Source organism: Streptomyces bacillaris (assembly GCF_003268675.1).
Taxonomy (GTDB): Bacteria; Actinomycetota; Actinomycetes; order Streptomycetales; family Streptomycetaceae; genus Streptomyces; species Streptomyces bacillaris.
In genome coordinates, this window is sequence record NZ_CP029378.1 from 7,712,791 (window position 1) to 7,732,860 (window position 20,070).

Below are 20,070 nucleotides of genomic sequence, written 5' to 3' on the forward strand. Positions count from 1 at the left end.
ACCGACCACAGGTCGCCTCACCGACCGGATCCCAGGAGAGCCGTGCTCAGCAGCGTCGCAGCCGCCGTCATCCCGTGCCTCGGCCGCCTCACCGTCACGTCCGACCACGGCAGCGCCCCGGAGCCCGGCTCCATCATCGTCGCCAACCACACCTCCCTGGCCGACCCCGGCGTCGTCCTCGCGGCGCTGCGGCGGCTCGACGTCGAACCGGTCGTCCTGGCCACCGCCGGCCTCTGGCGCATCCCGGTGCTCGGCCGGCTCCTGGAGCGCGGCGGCCACGTCCCCGTGCACCGGGGCACCCACCGGGCGGCCGACGCGCTCGACACGGCCGCCGCCGCGCTCGGGGCGGGCCGGCACGTGCTGATCTACGGGGAGGGGCGGATCCCGCTGCGCAAGGACGCGGCCGAGGCGCCCCCGGAGAGCTTCCGCAGCGGCCTCGCCCGGTTGGCCCACGCGGCGGGCGCTCCCGTCGTCCCGCTCGGCCAGGCCGGTGCCCGCCGGGTGATCTCCGGTTCCACCGCCAAGCAGCTCGCCGGGTTCCTCACCGCCCCGGCCCGCCGCCCCCGGCTCCACGTCCACCTGGGCCTGCCGGTCCACCTGCCCCCGGGCGTCGAGGCGGCGACCGCCACCGCCCGCGAGGCCGTCACCACCGCCTGGCGCACGGCCGCCCGGCACCTGGGCGAACCCGCGGCGGTCTCCGTACGGTGAAGACCGCAGGGCCCGGAAGCGTCCGCCCAGGAGAGTCACGTTCAGGAATGCCACGTTCAGGAGTCTCGCCCAGGGGTACCCGCCCGGGTGGCGCCGCCGACCCGGGCAGCGTAGGTATGTGTAGGGCATGGTGTTCCGGCGAGGAGACGGATCGGCGATGACGGCGGCAGAGCGGACCACTCCTGCGCACGGCGTTCCCTGCTGGGTCAGTCTCATGACCCGCGACCTGCACGCGGCCCAGGACTTCTACGCGGCCGTCCTCGGCTGGACCTACCGCTCCGGCACCCTCGGCGAGGGATTCTCCGTCGCCCACGCCGACGGCCTGCCCGTCGCCGGGATCGGCCGGATCGGCCCGGGACTGCCCACCGTCACCGCCTGGACCCCGTACTTCGCCGTCGCCGACGTGGACGCCACCGCCGCCCGTGTACGGGAGCGCGGCGGCACCATCGCCGTCGGCCCGATCCGGGTCGGCCCCGGCCGGGGAGCGCTGGCGGCGGACCGCGAAGGGGCCGGGTTCGGCTTCTGGGAGGGGCGGACCCCGCCCTGGTCGATCGGCCGGGGCAGCGCACCCGCCGCCCTCGAACTGCGCACCAGCCACGCCTTCGACGCCGCGATCTTCTACTCCGAGGTGTTCGGCTGGGACCCCCTCGAACCCGACGGCTGCGAGGTCGGCTACGCCTACCAGCAGGACACCGTCGTCGTCAGCCACCGCGGCCACACCGTGGCCACCCTGCGCGGCGGCGGCGACGGGGCGTCCCCCGACCCCCGGCTGCGCCCCCGCTGGCACGTCCGCTTCCAGGTCGACGACCTGACGGCGGCCACCGAGGCCGCGCGGAAGGCGGGCGGCGAGGTCTCCCCGCCGACCGTCTCCCCGGACGACGGGCCCGAATCGATGATCGAGGACCCCGACGGCGCCCTCTTCACGGTCAGTGCCCGCCGGTCACCCACACCGGCCGGGTAACGGGCGCCGCCGGGATCAGCAGGTGGCGAAGACGTACCCCTCCTGCCCCGCCGGCCGCACGTCGAGGTCCCGGCGGACCACGGAGACCTTCGCGCCCACGGCGGAACAGGCCTTGGCGAAGTCGCGCGTGGTGTACTCGACGACGAAGACCCGGTTGCCGTACGCGGTGGCGTAGTCGGCGCACTCGTCGTAGCGGCCGCACTCCTCCGCGACCGCGAAGTCGAAGCCGATCTCCTCGCGCTGCTCCAGCAGGTCGGTGGTGTTCTTCTGCCCGATGGCCAGCCCCGCCGTATGCGCCCGCGCGGCCAGCAGCTTGGCGAACGCGGCGTTGTGCGCCCGGGTGAGGCGGCCGCCGGAGCGCTCGTACGAATCCAGGTTGTCCGGCTCCACCGCCTGGAACCCGGACTGCGCGCAGCCGTCGATCCAGCCGCCGACGATCTTCGCGAGCCGGGTGCGCTTGGCGGCCGTGGAGGTGTCGAGCAGCGCCTCGCCCCACGCCTCGTCGTTGACGGGCTCACCGCCGCTGTCGCGCAGGACCAGGTCCGGGTGCTGCTTGTCCCACCAGTCCAGGGCGTCCGGCTGGGTCTGGAAGGCGTTGACGTAACAGACGTTGTACAGCCCGCGTACGGGCTTGGCGCCCCGGTCCCGCGAGAGCGCCTCGACCCCGGCGGGCGGGGTGTAGGCCCCGCCGATCTGGTAGTCGAAGGTGGCGTTCGCCTGCGGGAGGACGACCTTCGGCGCGGGCTTGGCCGCGAACGCGCTGGAGAGCAGGACCCCCGCCCCGGCCGCCACGGCGACCCCGCCGGCCAGGGCCGCGAGGGTCGACCCGCGGCGGAGGAAGGGGGTGACGGCATGCTTGGACATGGGGACTCCCGGGCGTGGTCTGCGTACCTGCCCCTGCATCATGGACGGCCGATCATGAGCGAATCGTGAGCGTCACTCTCCGGCCGGCCTGTCCGCCCGCCCCGCCCCCGCCCTCCGCGGCGACCGGGCCGGTGCGAGCCGCAGCACGAACACCGCACCGCCGCCGGGCCGGGCGTGGACGGTCAGGGCGCCCCGGTGGGCGAGGGCCACCCGGTGCACCAGCGAGAGCCCGATGCCCGTACCGCCGCCCGGTGAACGGAAGCGCTCGATCAGCTCCGGCAGCCGCCCCGGCTCCACCCCCGGTCCCCGGTCGGCCACCGACACCTCGGGCCCGTCGACGGTCACGAGAAGATCGGCCCGGCCGGGCTCCCCGGCCGCAGGACCGTCGCGTCCGTCGCGGTCGAGCGACCCGCCCGTCCGGCCATGCCGTACGGCGTTGTCGAGCAGGTTGCGTACGGCCACCCGGACCAGCGCCGCGTCGGCCTCGACCACCGACTCCGCCGCCCGCAGCTCCAACCGCTGCCCGCCCTCCGGCAGTTCGGCGCAGAGCTCCTCCACGAGCTGGTCCAGGCGCAGCGGCTCGGCCCGTACCGCTTCCACGGCGGCCTCCAGCCGGCCCCGGGTCAGCAGGTTCTCCACCACATGGCCCATCCGGTCGGCCGCCCGGCGGATCCCCGGCAGATAGGCGTCCGCCCCACTGGAACCGCGCTCGGCCAGCTCCACCGAACCGCGCATCACCGCCACCGGCGTCCGCAGCTCGTGCGCCGCGTCGGCGAGCAGCCGCTCCTGCTGCTCCAGCGCCCGCCAGGCGGGCCGCATGCTCCGCCCGGAGAGCACATGGGCGGTGAGCGCGGCCAGGGCGGTGAGGGCCGCGCACCCGACGACCAGCGAGAGGACCAGGCTGCGGTGCTCGGCCGCCCCGTACGCCGGGTCCCCGACCGCGACGGCCGCGCCCGCCACCTCGTCGGTCGCGTCGTGCCAGAAGGGCACCGCCAGCAGCCGGACGGGGCCGCCCGTACGGTCGTGAGCCTCCTGCCGCACGGTCTCCTCCCCGCGCATCGCCGCGCGTGCCGCCCGGGCGAGCGCCGTGGCCGGTACGTCGAACTGCTGGACGCTGCCCCGGAACACCACGGCCGGGCCACCCCCGGGCCGGTCCTCCAGCACCAGAATCTGGGGCGTGCCCGCGGTCGCCTCGTCGTCGGCCAGGCCGTCGAGCCGGATGCGGTCGTCCTCGTAGTAGACGAGCGAGGCCGCGACGGAGGCCCGGCGGCGCATCTCGTCGTACTCGGCGGCCTCCCGCGACCGGTCGTCGGTACGGATCACCAGCCAGGCCAGGCAGCTCAGTCCGGCGAGGGTGATCAGCGTGTACGCGGCGGTCAGGCGCAGCTGGAGCCGGCGCAGCCGGTCCCTGGCGGGGGAGCGGCGCCGTGCCGGTCCGGGGCCTCGCATCCGGCTCATCGGGCGCCCATCAGGAACCCCTGCCCGCGCACGGTCCGTACGAGGGGCGGGGAGCCCAGCTTGCGCCGCACCCCGGCGATGACGGCGTCCACCACGTTGGAGACCGGGTCGGCCATCTCGTCCCAGCAGTGCTCCAGCAGCGCCGTACGCGTGACGACGCCGCCCCGGTGGACCAGGAGCTGCTGGAGCACGGCGTACTCCTTGGGGCTCAGCGAGAGCAGCACCCCGCCCCGCCGCACCTCGCGCCGGGCCAGGTCCATCACCACGTCGGCGCAGCTCAGGAAGGAGGGCAGCCGCTCGGCCGCCCGCCGGGTCAGACTCCGTACGCGCAGGACGAGTTCACGCATCGCGAAGGGCTTGGCGAGGTAGTCGTCCGCCCCGCTCTCCAGCCCGTGCAGCCGCTCGTCGAGGGCGTCCAGCGCGGTGAGGCAGAGCACGGGCACCGCCCACCCCGCCCGGCGCCGGTCCTCCAGCCGTGCGAGGGAGTCGCCGGAGGGCAGCATGCGGTCCAGGAGCACACAGTCGTACGCGGTGACATGGAGCATTACGTCCGCCTCCGGCCAGTCGTCCGCACCGTCCACGGCGAACCCGGCCTCGCGCAGCCCGGCGGCGATCACCGCTCGCAGGTCGTCGTCGTCCTCCACCAGCAGCACGCGCAAGGAGACGCCTCCGGGTCGCTCGGGGCCGGCCCCGGACGCCTCCGTACCGGCACCGGGAGCCTGACCTGGGGAAGACCCGCCATCCTAAGGCGTGGCCCGCCCCGCCCGCGTTCCCGGTCGGCCGCTGCCCGCCCTGCGCGCGTTCCCGGTCGGCCGCTGCCCGCCCTGCGCGCGTTCCCGGCCGGTGCCTGCCCGCCTGCCCCCTGCGGTCAGCTGCCGCCCCCGCCGAGTGCCTCCGCGGCCTCCGCCGCCACGGCCTCGGCCACGGTCGCCAGGGCCGGTGAGTCCAGCTTCCACTGCTGCCAGTAGAGGGGGACGTCGATGTGCCGGTCCGGGGCGAGGGCGACCAGCCGGCCGGAGTCCAGCAGCGGGCGGGCGTGGACGTCGGGCAGCATGCCCCAGCCCATCCCCGCCGCCACGGCGTCCACGAACCCCTCCGAGGTGGGGACGAAGTGGCGCCGCCGGGCGGCCCGCCGCCCGCACCCGAGGGCACGGGTGAAGGAGGCCTGGATGTCGTCGCGCCGGTCGAAGTCCACCACCGGCGCGTCCACGATCAGCTCGCGCAGCGGGGTCGTCGTCCCCCGCCCGAGCCACCGCTCCGCGAAGGCCGCCGTCGCCACCGGCAGATAGCGCATCCTCCCCAGACTCCGCACCGAACACCCGCTCACCGCCTCCGGGGACGAGGTCACCGCGGCCATCACCAGCCCCTCGCGGAGCAGCGCGGCGGTGTGGTCCTGGTCCTCCCGGCGCAGCTCGTAACAGATGCCCAGCTCCTCCGGCACCCGGCCGAGGGCGGGCAGGAACCAGGTGGCCAGCGAGTCGGAGTTCACCGCGATCGTCAGCCGGGTCGGCTCGCCGGGGCCGGACATCCCGAGGGCCGCCTGCGCGTCCTGCTCCAGCCGGGCCAGCTGGCGGGCGAGGCGCACCACGACCTGGCCGGACTCGGTGGGCCGTACCGGCTTCGTCCGCATCAGCAGCACCCGGCCGGTGCGCCGCTCCAGGGCCTTCACCCGCTGGCTGACCGCCGACGGTGTCACCTGCAGGGCGCTCGCCGCGGCGTCGAAGGTGCCTTCGTCGACGACCGCCAGGAGGGTCCGCACCTGATCGAGGGGGAGTTCCGACATCACGACAGTTAATGATACGTAAGAATCTTTAGCTGTACATGAATATCAGGACTCCCTAACGTCTGGTCCATGACCAACGCTCTGACCACCGCAGCCGCCGGGTTCGGTACCGGCCTCTCCCTCATCGTCGCCATCGGCGCCCAGAACGCCCTGGTCCTGCGCCAGGGCGTCCGCCGGGAGGCCGTTCTCGCGGTGGTCGCCATCTGCGCGCTGTCCGACGCGGTCCTCATCACCCTGGGTGTCGCCGGGGTCGGGGCCGTCGTCGTGGCCTGGCCCTCCGCCCTGACGGTGGTCTCCCTGCTGGGCGGGTTGTTCCTGATCGGTTACGGCCTCCTGGCCGCGCGCCGGGCCTTCCGCCCCTCCGCCCTCCTGCCGCGGGACGCGCCCTCCGGGGCGACGCGGGGTGCCGTGCTCGCCTGCCTCGCGATGACCTGGCTCAACCCGCACGTCTACCTGGACACCGTGTTCCTGCTGGGCTCCGTCGCCGCCGACCGCGGCCCGCTGCGCTGGACCTTCGGGCTGGGCGCGGTCCTCGCCAGCGTGTGCTGGTTCACCGCTCTCGGCTTCGGGGCCCGGCTGCTGAGCGGGGTGCTGGCCCGCCCGTCGTCGTGGCGGGTGCTGGACGGGCTGGTCGCCGCGATGATGATCGGCCTCGGCGTCCGACTCGCCCTGACCGCCTGACCGCCTGACTTCCGGGCGGTCGCGTGGTGGTCAGTATGCGGGCGCGAGCCGGGCGAGGTCGGTGGTGCGCTGGGGGGTGAGATCGAGCGCGGTGAGGATGGAGGGTATGGCGATACTGGGGAGGATGTGCCGCTGGAGTGCGATGTAACGCTGTTCCAGATCGCGGTAGTTGGTGAGGGTCTGGGAGACCGCCTGGATGCCGGTGAAGGCCGCGACATAGAGGTCGGCGGTCTCCATGGGGTTGACGTGCGGGAGGAGTTCGCCGTTCTGTTTGGCGTGGGCCAGGAGGTCGTGGGTGGTCTGCTGCCAGCGGAGGAACGGGCCGGTCCGGTCCAGCCCCTGGGCCTGCTGGTCCATGGAGAGCCGGACGCCGGCGCGGGTGAGGAGACTGGTGTGGAGGCGGTGGCTGAACATCATCCCCATGTCCACCAGTTCCTGGAGTTTGAGGGGCTGATCGGGGGCGGGCGGCGGGGGCTCCTGCGCCTCCAGCACCCCGAGCGCGAGTTCTTCCTTGGACGGGAAATGGAAATAGAGCGCGCCTTTCGTCACCCCGGCGATTCTGAGTATTTCCGTGATGGTCGCGGCCCGGTACCCGTGTTTCTCGAAAGTCTCCGCTGCCGCCATCAGGATCGCCTGACGGGTGCGGATCGCCCGGTCCTGCTTGGCCATCCCTGTCTCCTTCGTGGGCTGTGCCGGACGTGGGCCGGGCGGGCGGTTTGTGAGGGTCTTGGGGATAGAAAAAAAACCGCTTAGTCTGTATCTTATCAGCGCGTGTGCACCGCAGGAACGGCTCGCCCATCACATAACCCCTGGGGGGAGTTATGCCCGAAGCAGCAGTGTTGACCGATCCTGTAACGGCGTCAGCCGTGGGTTCGGAAGCCCGAACGGCGCATCCGGTGCCCATGGAACTGGTCCACCGGAGCAGGGCGGAGGACGCGTTCCCGCGCAACTGGGTGCGGTTGGGACCGGACCGGTTCCACGTCGAGGCGGTGCTGCCGCACGACCACCCCTTCTTCGCCCCGGTCGGGGCGGACCGCCATGACCCGCTGCTGGTGACGGAGGCGATGCGGCAGGCCGCGATGCTCGCCTTCCACGCCGGGTACGGAGTCCCCGTCGGCCACCACTTCCTGATGGCGGATCTGGACTACGCGACCCACCCCGAGCACCTGGTCGTGGGCGGCCTGCCCACCGTGATCGACGTCGAGGTGGCCTGCTCCGAGCTGAAGTGGCGTGCCGGGCTGCCGGTGCAGGGCCGGGTCGACTGGGTGGTGCGCCGCGCCGGGCAGTTGGTCGCGACGGGGATGGGCGCGACCAGGTTCACCAGCCCGCGGGTCTACCGGCGGATGCGCGGCGGGTCGGCGGAGCCGGGCGTGGCGATACCGTGCACGGTGCCGGTCGACGCCGCCCGGGCGGGCCGCGACCGGGTCGAGGACGTGGTGCTGTCGAGGGGTGCGCGCGAAGGGGTCTGGGAGCTGCGGGTGGACACCCGCCACCCGACGCTCTTCCAGCGCCCCAACGACCATGTGCCGGGCATGCTGCTGCTGGAGGCGGCCCGTCAGGCGGCGTGCCTCGCCGCCGGGGACGGCAGGTTCGTCCCTGCCGAGGGGCGTACGCACTTCTACCGGTACGCGGAGTTCGGCACCCCGTGCACGATCGCCGCGGAGGTCCTGGCGGGCGCCGCACCGGGCGAGGCCAGAGTCCGAGTGACGGGCCGTCAGGACGGCGAGCCGGTCTTCGATTCGGTGCTGACGGGCCCGTCCGGCACGATCTGAGGCACGCGTCCGGACGGCGCGGTGGTTACGGGCGGCCCGGCGACGGTCCGCTGACGGTTCATGAGGAGTACGTGACGTGATTCTGGTGACAGGGGCGACCGGGGCGGTCGGCGGTGAGGTCGCACAACTGCTGGCGGCCGAGGGCCCGGTGCGGATCCTGGCGCGGCGGCCGGAACGCGTGACGGTGCACGGCCCCGGTGTGGAGGTCGTGGCGGGGGAGTACGCGGACCGTGAGGCGCTCGACCGGGCGCTACGGGGGATCGACGCGGTGTTCCTGGTGACCAACAGCCCCACGGAACCCGACGACTTGAGGGTCGCGACGGCCGCGCGGACGGCGGGCGTGCGCCACCTGGTGAAGCTGTCGATGATGGCGGTGGAGGAGCCCGGCGCGGACGACTTCATCACCCGTCTCCAGCGGGGCAACGAAGAGGCCGTACGGGAATCGGGGGTTCCCTGGACGTTCGTCCGCCCCAGGACCTTCATGTCCAACACGCTCTCCTGGGCCAGGGGCATCGCGTCGGACGGCGTGGTGCGGGCCCTGTACGGCGACTCCCCGGTCGCGTGCGTCGACCCGCGGGACGTCGCTGCGGTGGCGGTCGCCGCCCTCACCGGCACGGGCCACGAGGGGCGGGCGTACGCGGTGTCGGGCCCGGAGCCCATCACCGCGCGCGAGCAGACGGACCGCCTCTCCGAGGTGCTGGGCCGGCCGCTGCGCTTCGAGGAACTGCCCCTGGACCGGGCGCGCGAGGCCCTGCTCGCGAAGTATCCGCGCCCCGTGGCCGAGGCGTTCCTGGAGAGCGCCGAGCGCCAGCGCGCCGGAGCCAAGGCGGCCGTGGTGCCCACCGTCGAGGAGCTGACGGGCCGCCCCGCCAGGACATTCCGTACCTGGGCGTCGGATCACGCGGAGTCCTTCACCGCGGTCGACCTGGGCGTCTAGCGGAACGCGCCCCCGCACGGTGGCCGACCGTGCACACGTTCCCCTGGAAATCAAACCGGTAAGTTGGTTTGATATTCCCATGACGCTGCTTGCCCGCTCCGGCGGAGAGTGCCCGGCCCCCGCGGCCCCTGGCCCAGGCCCCCTTCCCATCCGCTTCTCCCCCCGGCGGAGGCTCCGGTGACCAAGCAGGTGCGCGCCGCGCGCACCCGCCAGGCCCTGATCCGCTCCGCCGCGATCGTGTTCGAGCAGCACGGGTACGCGCAGGCGCGCCTGGCGCTGATCAGTTCCGGCGCGGGGGTCAGCACGGGCGCGCTGCACTTCCACTTCGAGAACAAGGCCGCGGTCGCCCAGGCCGTGGTCGCGGAGGCCTCGCACGGCTTGCTGGAGGTGTCCAGTTCCATCCGCCGCCGGACGGACACGGCCCTGCAGACCCTGGTCGACACCTCCCACGCCCTGGTCGACCTCCTCGCCCGCGACCCGGTCACCCGGGCCGGCTTCCGGCTCAGCTGCGACGGGGTACGGGGCGACGAACCGGGCCTGCCCGCCCAATGGCAGCGCTGCGTAGGCGAGTTGCTGGACGAGGCGGCCGCCGCCGGCACCCTCGCCGAGGACGTCTCCCGTACGGACGCCACGGCCGCGACGGTGGCCGCGACCACCGGGTTCGAGGTGCTCGGACGGTACGACTCCGAATGGCTCTCCGCCCCCACCCCCACCGGCTTCTGGCGGCTCCTGCTGCCCCGCCTCGCCACCCCGGAGACCCTGCCCCTCCTGGACCCCTCGGGCACCGCCGTGGCGACGGACGCCGTCGCCACGGGCCCGGACGGCCACCGCACCTCCGGGGTGGGGGCCGCCGCCCCCATCTGACCTTGCGGCGGCGGAGGTTCAGGTCCGGTCCCGGCCCGCCCCGCCGCCGAGGTCGACCCGCCCCGCCCGGCCGACCGCCTCGGTCCGCCCCGCGTCCGCGCCCCAGCTCGCCAGCAGGCGCAGCGCCTGGGCCGACTCGGAGCCGGGCTCCGCGTGGTAGGTGACCAGATACTGTTCCGGGTCGTCCGGCAGGTGCAGGGTCTCGTAGGAGAGGGCCATGTCCCCGACGAGCGGATGCCGCAGCAGCTTGACGCCGTGGCCCTTCTCCTTGACGTTGTGCGTGGCCCACAGCCGCCTGAACTCGTCGTTCTTGACGGAGAGTTCACCCACCAGCGCGGAGAGCTGCGGATCGTCCGGGTGGCACCCCGCGTACATGCGCAGATAGCTGACCATGTCCGAGGCCTTGGTGTCCCACTCCACGAACAGGTCCCGGTAGGCGGGGGAGAGGAACACGAGCCGCGCCCAGTTGCGCTCCTCGGGCGGCAGCGCGCCCCAGTCACCGAACACCGCCGCCGCCATCGGGTTCCACGCCAGGATGTCGGAGCGCGCCCCGCTCACGTACGCGGGAACGCCCTCCAGGCTCTCCAGGAGATAGAGCAGCCCGGTCCGCACCCGCTGCACCCGGGCCGGACGGCGCTTCTTCTTGTGCTGCCCGGGCTTGGCCAGATGGGTCAGATGCGCGTGCTCGGCGTCGCTGAGCCGCAGCGCCCGGGCGATCGCGTCGAGCACCTCGGCCGACACATTGCGCCCGTTGCCCTGTTCCAGCCGGGTGTAGTACGCCACGGAGACCCCGGCCAGCTGCGCCAGCTCCTCCCGCCGCAGCCCCGGCACCCGGCGGGCCCGCCCGAACTCCGGCAGCCCCACGTCCTGCGGCCGGAGCCGGGCCCGCCGGGTGCGCAGGAACTCGCTGAGTTCGGCGCGCCGGTCGAGCGGCTCGGGGGCGGAGGTGCCGGGCTGATCGTCCATGGCCCCCATTATTCCTGGTCGTACGCACAGGAGCCTGTCCCTGCCAGTAGTAGGACCGGCGGACGTAGGCAAGACGGTGACCTGGGTAAACACTGCCGGTCCCGTGATGCTGGATGACGTTCCTACCGCATCACCCAGAGGAGAACCTCCGGCATGACCACCGTTGCCGCCTACGCCGCTCCCCGTGCCAAGGCCCCGCTGGAGCGCACCACGATCGAGCGCCGCCCGGTGGGCGAGTTCGACGTCCTCATCGAGATCAAGTTCGCGGGCATCTGCCACTCCGACATCCACCAGGCCCGCGACGGCTGGGGCGAGGGCATCTTCCCGATGGTGCCCGGCCACGAGATCGCCGGCATCGTCACCGAGGCCGGCCCCGGCGTCACCCGCTTCCAGGCCGGCGACCGCGTCGGCGTCGGCTGCATGGTCGACTCCTGCGGACAGTGCGACGCCTGCCGCATGGGCCGCGAACAGCACTGCGCCGAGGGGAACACCCAGACGTACAACGCCCTCGACCGCAGCGGCGAGCCGACGTACGGGGGCTACTCGACGCACATCGTCGTCCGTGAGAGCTTCGTCGTCTCCATCCCCGAGGGCATCGCCCTGGACGAGGCCGCGCCGCTGCTCTGCGCGGGCATCACCACGTACTCCCCGCTCCGCCGCTGGGGCGCCGGTCCCGGCAAGAAGGTCGCCGTCATCGGCCTCGGCGGTCTCGGCCACATGGCCGTCAAGATCGCGCACACCCTCGGCGCCGAGGTCACGGTCCTCTCCCAGTCCCTGCGGAAGAAGGACGACGGGCTCAAGCTGGGCGCCGACCACTACTACGCGACCAGCGACCCGAAGACCTTCGAGGAACTGGCCGGAACCTTCGACATCATCCTCTCCACGGTCTCCGCCCCGCTGGACTTCGGCGCCTACCTCGCCCTGCTGCGCACGGACGGCACCCTCGTCAACGTGGGCGCGCCCGAGGAGCCGGTCTCGCTCAACCTCTTCTCGCTGATCGGCGGCAACAAGTCGCTGGCGGGCTCGGCGATCGGCGGCATCGCGGAGACGCAGGAGATGCTCGACTTCTGCGCCGTGCACGGCCTCGGCGCCGAGATCGAGGTGATCGGCGCGGACCAGGTCAACGAGGCGTACGAGCGCGTTCTCGCCAGTGACGTCCGCTACCGCTTCGTGATCGACACGGCGACCATCTGACCGGTCCGGCAGCCGTACGCGGGTGCGCTGTCCAGGGTTCCCGCGTACGGATGCGGGTGTGCCCCGGGCTCTGCGAGGGCCCGGGGCACACCCGCACGCTCAGGCGCCGGGGGCGGTCCGCCGCGCCGCCTCCAGGACGGCCGCCAGCAGGCCCGGGAATCGTGCCTCCAGATCGGCCTCCCGCAGCCGGCTCAGGCGGGAGGTCCCCTCGTAGTGCTGGTGGATGACGCCCGCCTCGCGCAGCACCTTGAAGTGGTGGGTGGTGGTCGACTTGCTCACCGGGAGGTCGAACGCGACGCACGCCATGTCCGGGTGTCCGTCCGCCAGCCCCCGGACGATCCGCAGCCGGACGGGATCGGCCAGCGCCCGCAGCACACCCTCCAGGCCGATCTCCGCCACGGACGGATGGGCGAGCGGGCGCCCGGACGTGACCGCGGGTTCGGTGGGGGACATGGAGCCTCCTCGAGGTCCGACGGATCCTGAAAGTACGACAATCATCGTAGTTTGACAACTACCGTACTACGAGGATTTCGTACGGGGCATGGCGCCGCCGCCCCTCCTGGCCGGCAGGGCGCCCGGCCCCGCGCCCGACCCCGAGGAGACATCCCGTGAGTGCCCTGTTCACGCCCCTGACCCTGCGGTCCCTGGAGATCCCCAACCGCGTGTGGATGTCCCCGATGTGCATGTACTCGGCGGCCGCCGAGGGGCCCGAGGCCGGGGCGCCGACCGACTTCCACCTCACCCATCTGGCCGCCCGCGCCGCCGGGGGCGCGGGCCTCGTGATGGCCGAGGCCACCGGCGTACGCCCGGACGGCCGGATCACCCCCTGGGACCTGGGCCTGTGGAACGACCGCCAGCAGGATGCCTTCGCCCGCATCGCCGCAGCGATCACCTCCCACGGAACGGTCCCCGGCATCCAGATCGCCCACGCCGGGCGCAAGGCCTCCACCGAACGGCCCTGGATCGGCGACGGCCCCGTCCCCGGGAGCGCGGGCGGCTGGGGCGCCGTCGCCCCCAGCCCCGTCGTCTTCGACGGCCTGCCCGTCCCGCACGAGCTGACCGGGGACGAGATCCAGCAGCTGGTAGGGGACTTCGCCGCGACCGCCGAACGCGCCCTCGCCGCCGGATTCCGCGTCATCGAGATCCACGGCGCCCACGGCTACCTCATCAACTCCTTCCTCTCCCCGGCCGCCAACCACCGCACCGACACCTACGGCGGCAGCTGGGAGAACCGGGTGCGCTTCCCGCTCCAGGTGGTCGACGCCGTCCGCGCGGTCTGGCCCGACGACCTCCCCGTCCTCTTCCGCACCTCCGCCACCGACTGGCTGACCGAGAACCCCGAGGACCCGCGCGAGGGCTGGACCGGCGACGACACCGTCCGCCTCGCCAAGGAGCTGACCGCCCACGGCGTCGACCTCCTCGACGTCTCCTCCGGCGGCCTTGTCCCCGACGCCCGGATCACCGCCCGCCCCGGCTACCAGGTGCCCTTCGCCGAACAGGTCCGGCAGGCCACCGGAACCCCCACCTCCGCCGTGGGCCTGATCCTGGAGCCCGCCCAGGCCGAGGAGATCGTCGCCTCCGGGCAGGCCGACGCCGTCATGCTCGGCCGCCAGCTGCTGCGCGACCCGCACTGGGCCCACCACGCCGCCGCCGCCCTCGGCGCGGAGCCCCGCTGGCCCGCCCCGTACGGCTACGCGGTGGCCCGCCGCCTCACCGCCAAGTCCTGACACCGGGCGGACGGCCCCGCGCGGGCCGACAATGGCGGATGTGCTCCCCACCGGGCAGGAGAGGGCGACCATCGTCCGCCGGGCCGTCCGGGTCGCCGTCGCGGCGGGCGCCGGGTTCTACCCGCTGCTGTACGGCGCCGGACTCCCGGTCATGGCGCTGTACGCCCTCTTCGCCCCCATCGCCGTCGGCCTGCTCTCGCCCATCCCCGGCTCCGGCCGCCAGCGCGCCTCCGTCATGGTGCGCGCGCTCCCCCCGGCCCTGGCCCTGGCGACCCTGGGCACCCTGCTCGCGGTCGACACCTGGGCGGCTGTGGGCGGCATGCTCGTCGTCGGCTTCCTGCTGGCGTTCGCCGCCGTCGGCGGCCCCCGCCCCGCAGGCGTCGGACCAGGCCTCCAGCTCTTCTACATCCTCGCCTGCTTCCCGCCGTACGCCCCCGACACGCTCGGCCAGCGGCTGTCCGGCCTGACCATCGGCATCCTGCTCCTCACGGCCCTCGAACTCCTGCTGCCCGACCCGCCCGCCACCCCCTACCGGGAACGCATCGCCCGCGCCCTCGACGAGGCGGCCCGCGGGACCGCCCCCGGCGGCGTACCACCGGAACGGCTGCGCGAGGTCGGGGCCCGGCTGCGGCTGTCGGCCGTACCACCGGCGGAACGCCCGGCCGGGGCGGGGCGCAGGGACCGCGCCCTCGAACAGAGCGGCCGCGCGGTCCGCCGCCTCCTGGACCAGCTGGCCACCCTCGCCGAGACCTCACCGACCGGCATCGACCCCGCATCCGCCGCCTCGGGCCCAGCCACCGCCGCCCGTCCCGCCGACGGTTCCCGCCCGCCCGGCGGCGCCGGGACCAAGGGCATGCCCCGCGCCCGCCGCGAGGAACAGATCCTCGCCGCCGCCATGGACGAGTTCGGCCGCCACGGCCACGCATCGGCGTCGATGGCCGAGATCGCCCGCCGCGTCGGGGTCACCAAGCCGATGCTGTACACCTACTTCGGCTCCAAGGACGGGCTCTACCTCGCCTGCCTGGAACGCGTCGCGCCCCGGCTCTTCACCGCGATCGAGGAGGCGATGGCACCGGAGCGGCCCGCGGCGGAAACCCCGTACCGCGTGCTGAGCGCCGTCTTCGGCGTCCTGGAGGGGCAGCGGGGCGCCTGGTTCGTGCTGTACGACCGGACACTGAGGCCCGGCACCGACCTGCACACCGCCGCACACCGGCACCGCCGGACCATCGACGAACTCGCCGCCTCCGGCACGGCGGACCTCCTGCGCGGCCACGGCAACGACGACCCGCTGGACGCCGACGCGCTGAAGCACGTGTGGACCGGAACGGTCGGCGCGCTGGTCGGCTGGTGGACCTCGCACCCGGACGAGTCGGCCGCGGACATGGCCGCGCGCTGCGCCCGGCTGCTGACGGCGATCCGCGGCTGAGCCGTCCGCGGACGGCATGGAGCAGAGGGCATGGAGCGGGCCCCGCCGGATGCGGCGGGGCCCTGGGGAAGGCACGGTCAGCCGGTCAGCGCGAACGACTGGGCGGCGGACCCGCTGCACGGCTGCTGGGAGAGCCGCGCCCCGTCGGCGGTGGAGGAGTCGTCGACGGTGAGGCACTTGCCGCTGTGCCGGGCGACGAAGCGGTACCGGCCGCTCGTGGCCAGGGCCTCCGGCCGCCACTGCTGGTTGGTGGAGCCGACGTAGGACCACAGATGGACCCGGGTGCCGTCGCCGGTCGCCCCGGCCCCGCCGTCCACGTCCCAGACCTTGCCGTTGTGCCGGTTCACCACCTGGTAGTGGCCACCGCTCGTCGGCCGGAACTGCCAGCCCTGGTTGGCCCCGGTGCCGCACGCCCACTGCTGGAGCGCGGTGCCGTCCCCCGTACCCCAGTCGGCGGCATCCAGGCAGGCCCCGCTGTTGGTGTTCTGGACCCGGTACCAGGCGGCCGGGTCGATGGAGCCGGCCGGAGGCTCGCCCGTACCGCCGTCCCCGCTCCAGGTGAAGGTGGCGACTGCCCCGGCGGGCAGGGTGTACGCCAGGGACCTCCCGTTGTCCGTCAGGGAGAACCGCTGAGCACCGGAAGCCGTGTTGACGACGACGGCCGCACGGGTCCCGTCCGGGTTCTGGAACGCCACGTTCTGCACACCCCCGGCACCCTGGCTGGTGGAGCCGATCCGGGACGCGCCGGGCCTGATGAACTTGGTGACGTGCCCCAGGACGTAGAACTCCGCGTTCCGGTTCACCTGCCCGTCCGCGATCTCGACGATGCCGTTGCACCGGTTGCCGCAGTGCCCTTGGTGGGGGCCGCCGTTCCGGTCCAGGGCCAGGTTCCAGTTGATGACCGTCTCGCCGCCGTTGCGCATGTTCTGGACGACGAGGTTCTCCGCGTGCCACCTGAGGGTGTCACCGAAGGTCGTGGCGGGGTTCGCGCTGTCGGTGCCGGAGCACTCGGTGAAGAAGACCCGCTTCCCCGCGCTCACGATCTGCTGCTGCGCCGACGGGGCTCCGCCGTAGCAGTGGAAGGCCGCGCCGATGACGCGCTGGATGCCGCCCGTCCGGGCGAAGACGTCCAGCGGATAGTTCGGATGGTCCCAGTTGTGGTCGTACGCCAGGAGGTTGGTCGGCAGGTTCGCGGCGGTGAGCGCACGGTCCAGCACCCGGAAGAAGTCCGCCTGCTGAGCGGCGGTCATGCTCATCGACGGGTAACTGGTCGCGAACTCCGGCTCGTTCTGCGCGGTGAGGTCGGTGAGGGTGATCCCCTCCTGCCCGTATGCCCTGATCGCCTTCACCAGATAGTCGGCGTACGCCTGGTGGTGCTCGGTCCGCAGACTGCCCCCGTTGAGGGAGTTGTTCGTCTTCATCCAGGCCGGGGGAGACCACGGGGAGCCCATGAACCGGATGGCCGGGTTGATCGCGGTGGCCTGCTTCAGGACCGGGATGATCCGCGCCCGGTCCCGGTCGATGGAGAAGGAACCCCGGGTGTCCTCGTAGGTGTACGCGTCGGAGTTCGCGTCGAAGTCGGTGCTGCCCAGCGGCTGCCGCAGATAGTTGAGCCCGATGCCGTCCCCCTCCGCGGAGAAGAGCGACCGCAGCAGCGTGGTGCGCTGCGCCTGGGGAAGGCCCTGGACGAGCTGGGCGGAGGCGCCGGTCACGGAGGCGCCCGCACCGGTGAACCTCTGGCCCTTGCTGCCCGCGTCGATACGGATGTCGACGCCCTGCGGGGTGCCGTTGAACGGAACGTTCCCTTCGGCGGCGAGCCTCTTGCCGCCGTCGGCGGTGGTGACCCAGACCTGTGCGACCGGGTCGGCGGCCCGGGCGGTGGTGACGGTGGCGTCGGCGCCGAGCCCGGTGAGGGCCAGGGCGAGTGCGGCGACGGCCGCGCGTGCTCTCGGACGTGGGGGACGGGGGTGGGACATGTGCGGCTCTCCTTCGGTCGGTACGCGTACGCATGAGGGGGCAACGACGTGAAGCGGAGGGGCAACGGCATGAAACCACACCCACTAAGTGGTTAGTAAGTAGTAGGCGAACGGCTCCCGAAGAGCCGTCCGGGGCGGGCTTAAGCTGATCCGGTGAGCAACCAGTCAGTGGGCAGACCGGCACGCCGTCCCGCGCGGCCCCGTACGCCGCGCAGCCCCGAAGCCCAGCAGCGGCAGCAGGACATCCTGGCCATCGCCATGGACACCTTCGCCGCCCGCGGCTACAACAACGCCTCGCTGGCGGAGATCGCGGACCGTGTCGGCCTCACCCAGGCGGGCGTCCTGCACTACTTCCGCTCCAAGGCGCTGCTCCTGACCAGCGTCCTCGAACTCCGCGACCGGGCCGACATCGAACAGCTCGGCCCCGACCGCCCGCAGGGGCTGGAGTTCCTCCGTCACCTGGTGAACACCGCGCTCCGCAACGCCGAACGCGAAGGGATCGTGAGGCTGTACGCGGTCCTCTCGGCGGAGTCCGTCACCGACGACCACCCCGCCCAGGAGTACTTCCGCGACCGCTATGACGGCCTGCGGGCCTTCGTGGCCGACGCCCTGCACGAGGCATGCGACCTCCCCGCCGACCGGGCGGGCACCACCCGGGACGCGGCCAACGCCATCATCGCGGTCATGGACGGCCTCCAGGTCCAGTGGCTGCTGTCACCCGACTCCGTGGACATGGCCGCCTCGACGGACCTGGTGGTCACCTCCCTCCTCGCCACCCTGGCCCCCGAGTGCTTCGGCCCCCCTTCCCTCCGCTGACGGGCAGGGGCACGGGAAGAGGGTCGCCGCCCACCGGCGTATTGGGGCATTCCCCGGCCGCGCACGGTTAACTGGCCGTAGCATGCGAGGGCTTCGGTGATCCGGAGCGACAACTGAATGCGTGCGTGACTGGGGGAAGCCGGTGGGAATCCGGCGCTGACCTGCAACCGTGTGCGGCCGCTCGGGCCGCGAGTCGGACAGCCCGGCGCGTGACGCGTACCGCTTCCCCTGTCATGGTCTGCAGTGCGAAGCCCCGCGGCGGCGCCCCGCTGCGCGTACGCCGTGCGACGCACGGACGGGACGCGCCGTGGACGGCAGTCCACGGCGCGGCACGGCAGGCCGCCCCGTACCGGAAGGCACGCCCGTGCATCTGACATCCGCCCGCCGCACCCTCGTCGTCACGGCCGCCCTCGGCCTCGCTCTCGCCTCCGCCCCCGCCGTGGCCCAGCCGCAGGCCACGGCCTCCACGAACGCCCCGGTGAAGGTGACGGTCACCGTGAAGGGGCCGGACGGGCTCCTCTTCAAGGGAAAGATCAAGACCAAGGGGCATGACGTCACCACCGCCACCGGCGGCACGCACCGCTGCGACGGCACCAACGGCGGCGCGAACCCGAGCGCCGTTCCCACGCCCACCGCGGCCCTGGACGACGCCGCCAAGAAAAGACACTTCACCTGGGACGGCACCTGGTACGCCTCGTTCGACGACTACTCGGTCGACACCATAAAGAACGTCAGCGGCGGTGGCGTCGCCTACTGGAACATCGCCGTCAACGGCACGTCGATCCCGGTCGGGGGCTGCCAGTTCAAGCTGAACGCCGGGGACAAGGTCGCCTTCACCTGGACCGCGTTCTAGCGGCCAACTGGCGCCCGCCCGACACCTGAGCCACCTCCGCGCCGCGACCCTCCTCGCGGCGCGGAGTCCTCCGACCTGGCATCACGCCGACCTCAGCGCGCCCCGGGCGCGGCGGCTTCCCCGAACACGGCCGACACCTGCGCGCCGAGCGCTTCCAGGAGCCAGTCGTGGGCCGACCCGGGCGTCGGCTCCGGAGGCCCGTCCGGGGCTCCGAGCACCTCGGCGGTCAGCTCCCAGTACCGGTCGATACGCGGATCGACCGCGAGCTGCCCGACGAGCCGGCGGCGGAACGACGGAGTATCGCGGATGCCGTACGTACTCGCGTACGCGTCCACGAAGCCGTCCAGCGCCTCCCCGGGACGGGGCACCCCACCCCGCCGCAGCTCCTCGCCCGCCAGGTCGTACGCCGTGGCGAGCCCCGCGTACAGCACGGCCGACTCGCGCGCCCCCGCCGCCTCGTGCGCGCCGGGCTGACAGGGGCCACCCCTGCCGTCGCACGACCGGGACACGAAGGCGTTCAGCCGGGCGAAGGCGAGCACCTGCGCGGGCCGGGGGTCCTCCGGCGGCTGCGTTACCGCCACCTCCAGGAACGCCCCGACGGACCGGGCGGGCATCCGCGCGGGCAGCCAGGCACGCCAGAACCGGACCAGCGGGGCGGTGCTCGGCGCCTCGGCCACCGCCCCGACCAGCCGCAGCCGGGCGGCGCGTTCGGCCGGCGGACAGTCCCGTACGAGCATGAGCGCCGCCTCACGCCAGCGCAGCGCCCTCAGCTCCGCGCCGAGCGTCCGCAGCCGCCCGGCGACGGCACCCTCCAGCACATCCCCCGGACCCCCGGCGTCCTGCTCGTCGAGGATCCGGCGCACTTCCGCCACCGGCAGGCCGAGCCCCCGCAGCGACCGGATCAGGGCCAGCCGCTCCACGGCCTCCGGCCCGTATCTGCGGTGCCCGCCCGCACTGCGGGACGCCTCCGGCAGCAGCCCGCCGTCCGAGTAGAAGCGGACGGTCTTGACGCTGACCCCCGCGTACCCGGCCAGCTCACCGATCGTGCAGAGACCGTCGCGCGACGAGAACACTTGAACCTCCC

At 73.4% G+C, this 20,070-nt stretch carries 20 protein-coding genes; 11 read left to right on the forward strand and 9 right to left on the reverse strand.

All coding sequences use genetic code 11. The features are described 5' to 3' along the window. Positions 1-42 precede the first annotated feature (42 nt). Together DJ476_RS33550 and DJ476_RS33555 are read left to right on the forward strand one after the other, a co-directional pair. Positions 43-708: a lysophospholipid acyltransferase family protein gene (locus DJ476_RS33550; RefSeq protein ID WP_103417057.1), complete on the forward strand. Its 666-nt coding sequence runs from the start codon at positions 43-45 to the stop codon at positions 706-708. 157 nt (positions 709-865) lie between these two features. After that, on the forward strand, positions 866-1,669 hold the full coding sequence (locus tag DJ476_RS33555) for a VOC family protein (protein WP_112492287.1): 804 nt from the start codon (positions 866-868) through the stop codon (positions 1,667-1,669). A gap of 15 nt (positions 1,670-1,684) precedes the next feature. On the opposite strand, the gene DJ476_RS33560 is transcribed toward DJ476_RS33555, so the two are convergent. From DJ476_RS33560 to DJ476_RS33575, 4 genes are all read right to left on the reverse strand, one after another. Further along, the gene (locus tag DJ476_RS33560) at positions 1,685-2,533 is read right to left on the reverse strand and encodes an endo alpha-1,4 polygalactosaminidase (protein ID WP_112492288.1); all 849 of its coding nucleotides are present in this window, start codon (positions 2,531-2,533) and stop codon (positions 1,685-1,687) included. Positions 2,534-2,605: 72 nt separating this feature from the next. Then, positions 2,606-3,991 carry a sensor histidine kinase gene (locus DJ476_RS33565; protein WP_112492289.1) on the reverse strand — a complete coding sequence of 462 codons (1,386 nt, stop codon included), beginning with the start codon at positions 3,989-3,991 and terminating at the stop codon, positions 2,606-2,608. After that, complete coding sequence (locus DJ476_RS33570) at positions 3,988-4,650, reverse strand: response regulator transcription factor (RefSeq protein WP_103417061.1); 663 nt, start codon at positions 4,648-4,650, stop codon at positions 3,988-3,990. Before DJ476_RS33570 ends, DJ476_RS33565 begins: the two co-directional genes overlap by 4 nt. 209 nt (positions 4,651-4,859) lie before the next feature. After that, positions 4,860-5,777, reverse strand: a complete 918-nt coding sequence (locus DJ476_RS33575; protein WP_103417062.1) for a LysR family transcriptional regulator ArgP — start codon at positions 5,775-5,777, stop codon at positions 4,860-4,862. A gap of 66 nt (positions 5,778-5,843) precedes the next feature. On the opposite strand from DJ476_RS33575, the gene DJ476_RS33580 reads away from it, so the two are divergent. Further along, positions 5,844-6,455, forward strand: a complete 612-nt coding sequence (locus DJ476_RS33580; RefSeq protein ID WP_070202925.1) for a LysE/ArgO family amino acid transporter — start codon at positions 5,844-5,846, stop codon at positions 6,453-6,455. 30 nt (positions 6,456-6,485) lie between these two features. Here the strand turns inward: DJ476_RS33580 and DJ476_RS33585 are convergent, their stop codons facing one another. Beyond that, positions 6,486-7,124, reverse strand: coding sequence for a ScbR family autoregulator-binding transcription factor (locus tag DJ476_RS33585; RefSeq protein WP_103417063.1), 639 nt, complete (start codon positions 7,122-7,124; stop codon positions 6,486-6,488). Positions 7,125-7,357: 233 nt separating this feature from the next. On the opposite strand from DJ476_RS33585, the gene afsA reads away from it, so the two are divergent. The 3 genes from afsA (at position 7,358) to DJ476_RS33600 (ending at position 10,028) form a co-directional block, all read left to right on the forward strand. Further along, positions 7,358-8,227 carry a 2-oxo-3-(phosphooxy)propyl 3-oxoalkanoate synthase gene (gene afsA, locus DJ476_RS33590; protein ID WP_112492290.1) on the forward strand — a complete coding sequence of 290 codons (870 nt, stop codon included), beginning with the start codon at positions 7,358-7,360 and terminating at the stop codon, positions 8,225-8,227. Positions 8,228-8,303: 76 nt separating this feature from the next. Further along, positions 8,304-9,164, forward strand: coding sequence for an NmrA family NAD(P)-binding protein (locus DJ476_RS33595; protein ID WP_112492291.1), 861 nt, complete (start codon positions 8,304-8,306; stop codon positions 9,162-9,164). Between the two features lie 177 nt (positions 9,165-9,341). Beyond that, the gene (locus tag DJ476_RS33600; RefSeq protein ID WP_103417066.1) at positions 9,342-10,028 is read left to right on the forward strand and encodes a ScbR family autoregulator-binding transcription factor; all 687 of its coding nucleotides are present in this window, start codon (positions 9,342-9,344) and stop codon (positions 10,026-10,028) included. 18 nt (positions 10,029-10,046) lie between these two features. Here DJ476_RS33600 and DJ476_RS33605 read toward each other — a convergent pair whose 3' ends face one another. Continuing rightward, positions 10,047-10,994 carry a helix-turn-helix domain-containing protein gene (locus DJ476_RS33605; RefSeq protein ID WP_112492292.1) on the reverse strand — a complete coding sequence of 316 codons (948 nt, stop codon included), beginning with the start codon at positions 10,992-10,994 and terminating at the stop codon, positions 10,047-10,049. A 153-nt stretch (positions 10,995-11,147) separates the two neighbouring features. On the opposite strand from DJ476_RS33605, the gene DJ476_RS33610 reads away from it, so the two are divergent. Beyond that, on the forward strand, positions 11,148-12,188 hold the full coding sequence (locus tag DJ476_RS33610) for an NAD(P)-dependent alcohol dehydrogenase (protein WP_103417068.1): 1,041 nt from the start codon (positions 11,148-11,150) through the stop codon (positions 12,186-12,188). A gap of 99 nt (positions 12,189-12,287) precedes the next feature. Here DJ476_RS33610 and DJ476_RS33615 read toward each other — a convergent pair whose 3' ends face one another. After that, positions 12,288-12,641, reverse strand: coding sequence for an ArsR/SmtB family transcription factor (locus DJ476_RS33615; RefSeq protein WP_070202918.1), 354 nt, complete (start codon positions 12,639-12,641; stop codon positions 12,288-12,290). 155 nt (positions 12,642-12,796) lie between these two features. Here DJ476_RS33615 and DJ476_RS33620 point away from each other — a divergent pair, with 155 nt between their 5' ends. Together DJ476_RS33620 and DJ476_RS36275 are read left to right on the forward strand one after the other, a co-directional pair. Further along, a complete protein-coding gene (locus DJ476_RS33620) occupies positions 12,797-13,915 on the forward strand; it encodes an NADH:flavin oxidoreductase/NADH oxidase (RefSeq protein WP_112492293.1) in 1,119 nt (372 codons plus the stop codon). 853 nt (positions 13,916-14,768) lie between these two features. After that, positions 14,769-15,341 (forward strand): TetR/AcrR family transcriptional regulator, encoded by a 573-nt coding sequence (locus tag DJ476_RS36275; RefSeq protein WP_112492698.1) that lies wholly within the window; start codon positions 14,769-14,771, stop codon positions 15,339-15,341. Positions 15,342-15,418: 77 nt separating this feature from the next. On the opposite strand, the gene DJ476_RS33635 is transcribed toward DJ476_RS36275, so the two are convergent. Beyond that, entirely contained in the window at positions 15,419-17,317 is a 1,899-nt protein-coding gene (locus DJ476_RS33635) for an RICIN domain-containing protein (protein ID WP_112492294.1), read from the reverse strand. A 258-nt stretch (positions 17,318-17,575) separates the two neighbouring features. Between DJ476_RS33635 and DJ476_RS33640 the strand changes: the two genes are divergently transcribed. Together DJ476_RS33640 and DJ476_RS33645 are read left to right on the forward strand one after the other, a co-directional pair. Next, on the forward strand, positions 17,576-18,133 hold the full coding sequence (locus DJ476_RS33640) for a TetR/AcrR family transcriptional regulator (RefSeq protein ID WP_112492295.1): 558 nt from the start codon (positions 17,576-17,578) through the stop codon (positions 18,131-18,133). Positions 18,134-18,497: 364 nt separating this feature from the next. After that, complete coding sequence (locus DJ476_RS33645) at positions 18,498-18,986, forward strand: DUF4430 domain-containing protein (protein WP_103417075.1); 489 nt, start codon at positions 18,498-18,500, stop codon at positions 18,984-18,986. A 92-nt stretch (positions 18,987-19,078) separates the two neighbouring features. Here DJ476_RS33645 and DJ476_RS33650 read toward each other — a convergent pair whose 3' ends face one another. Next, the gene (locus DJ476_RS33650; RefSeq protein ID WP_112492296.1) at positions 19,079-20,059 is read right to left on the reverse strand and encodes a MerR family transcriptional regulator; all 981 of its coding nucleotides are present in this window, start codon (positions 20,057-20,059) and stop codon (positions 19,079-19,081) included. Positions 20,060-20,070 lie beyond the last annotated feature (11 nt).

What these genes read in the sequence shown, in the direction of transcription:
- DJ476_RS33610 (WP_103417068.1), top strand. Translation starts at nt 11,148, where the DNA reads ATGACCACCGTTGCCGCCTACGCCGCTCCCCGTGCCAAGGCCCCGCTG.
- DJ476_RS33585 (WP_103417063.1), bottom strand. Translation starts at nt 7,124, where the DNA reads ATGGCCAAGCAGGACCGGGCGATCCGCACCCGTCAGGCGATCCTGATG.
- DJ476_RS33640 (WP_112492295.1), top strand. Translation starts at nt 17,576, where the DNA reads ATGGACACCTTCGCCGCCCGCGGCTACAACAACGCCTCGCTGGCGGAG.
- DJ476_RS33615 (WP_070202918.1), bottom strand. Translation starts at nt 12,641, where the DNA reads ATGTCCCCCACCGAACCCGCGGTCACGTCCGGGCGCCCGCTCGCCCAT.
- DJ476_RS33635 (WP_112492294.1), bottom strand. Translation starts at nt 17,317, where the DNA reads ATGTCCCACCCCCGTCCCCCACGTCCGAGAGCACGCGCGGCCGTCGCC.
- afsA (WP_112492290.1), top strand. Translation starts at nt 7,358, where the DNA reads ATGGAACTGGTCCACCGGAGCAGGGCGGAGGACGCGTTCCCGCGCAAC.
- DJ476_RS33560 (WP_112492288.1), bottom strand. Translation starts at nt 2,533, where the DNA reads ATGTCCAAGCATGCCGTCACCCCCTTCCTCCGCCGCGGGTCGACCCTC.
- DJ476_RS33580 (WP_070202925.1), top strand. Translation starts at nt 5,844, where the DNA reads ATGACCAACGCTCTGACCACCGCAGCCGCCGGGTTCGGTACCGGCCTC.
- DJ476_RS33605 (WP_112492292.1), bottom strand. Translation starts at nt 10,994, where the DNA reads ATGGACGATCAGCCCGGCACCTCCGCCCCCGAGCCGCTCGACCGGCGC.
- DJ476_RS33565 (WP_112492289.1), bottom strand. Translation starts at nt 3,991, where the DNA reads ATGAGCCGGATGCGAGGCCCCGGACCGGCACGGCGCCGCTCCCCCGCC.
- DJ476_RS33555 (WP_112492287.1), top strand. Translation starts at nt 866, where the DNA reads ATGACGGCGGCAGAGCGGACCACTCCTGCGCACGGCGTTCCCTGCTGG.
- DJ476_RS36275 (WP_112492698.1), top strand. Translation starts at nt 14,769, where the DNA reads ATGCCCCGCGCCCGCCGCGAGGAACAGATCCTCGCCGCCGCCATGGAC.